The organism is Actinoplanes sp. NPDC024001, from assembly GCF_040638955.1.
GTDB lineage: Bacteria > Actinomycetota > Actinomycetes > Mycobacteriales > Micromonosporaceae > Actinoplanes.
In genome coordinates, this window is sequence record NZ_JBEZZB010000381.1 from 1 (window position 1) to 1304 (window position 1304).

1 protein-coding gene is annotated in these 1304 nt (G+C 74.2%); it reads right to left on the reverse strand.

Translation table 11 applies throughout. The features are described 5' to 3' along the window. Positions 1–1019, reverse strand: a 1019-nt coding sequence (locus AB0F81_RS51315; protein ID WP_360211807.1) for an alpha-hydroxy acid oxidase, incomplete at its 3' end; no start/stop codon positions are given. Between the last annotated feature and the right edge of the window lie 285 nt (positions 1020–1304).

Sequence of the window (1304 nt, forward strand, 5' to 3'; positions counted from 1 at the left end):
CGCCGACGGAGCGCCGGCCCGGGCGGTGGCGATGGAATGGGAGTGAGACCGTGATAGGCCAGACCCCACAGCAGCGGCCGGCCGGCCAGCACGCCGGTGGCGCCGAGCGCGAGCGCCCGCAGTACGTCGGTCCCGCCGCGGATGCCGCTGTCGAGCAGCACCTCGCAGTCGCCACCGACCGCCTCCACGACCTCTTCGAGCACGTCCACGCTCGGCACGGCGCCGTCCAACTGACGACCGCCGTGATTGCTGACCACCACCGCGTCCACCCCGATCGCGGCCGCGTGCCGGGCGTCCTCGGCGGCCAGCACCCCCTTGAGCACCACCGGTAGCCGGGTGTGCTCGCGCAGGGTGGCGATGGACTGCCAGGTCAGCATGGGCGAGAACGCCTGGCTGGTGTGCGCGGCGACGGCCGAGACGTCCGCCCGTTTGCGGTGTGCGGTGTCGGTGGTCCGCAGGTTCGCCGCCCGCACGTGCGGCGGCAGGGCGAACCCGTTGCGGATGTCGCGCGGCCGGCGGCCCATCCACGGCACGTCGACCGTGACCACGACGGCCTCGCAGCCCGCCTCCTCGGCCCGGCGCACCAGGTCGAGCACCACCGCGGTGTCGCGCAGCCAGTAGACCTGGAACCAGACCGTCCCGCCGGCCGCGGTGATCTGCTCGATCGGGACGCTGCTCAGCGTGCCGGCGATGAACGGCACCCCGGCGGCCGCGGCGGCGCGCGCCGTGGCGTCCTCACCGTCCGGGTGCAGCAGCTGCTGATAGGCCACCGGTGCGATCGCCAGCGGCTGCGCCACCGGCCGGCCGAGCAACGTGGACGCGGTGTCGCAGCCGGAGACGTCGCGCAGCACGCGGGGCACCACGAACACCCGGTCCAGTGCGGCCCGGTTGGCGTCCAGCGTCGTCTCCCGGCCACTGCCGCCGGCGACGAAGTCCCAGACGTCGGCGGGCAGCACCGCGGCGGCGGCGCGCTCGGCGTCGGCGACGCTGCCGAACACCGGCTCGGTCGTGAGGTCCATTTGAGACCGTCCCCTCAGCTCACGTGTCCCCGTACGGGAGGTTCGCCGGACTGTAGGACCGAGGCGGCGGTGTTGGCGAACTTCGGTTGGACGTGGTGCGGTGTAACGGAAGCCGGGGGTGTCTGATGGTTCGCAGTCTTCTCGTGATCGGAACGGGTCTGGTCGGTACGTCGGTGGCGCTGGCCGCCCGGCGCGCCGGGGTGACGGTCTACCTCAGCGACCGGGACGCCACGGCGGCCCGGGTGGCCGAGGCGCTCGGGGCGGGCGTGGCCGAGGTGCCGCGCG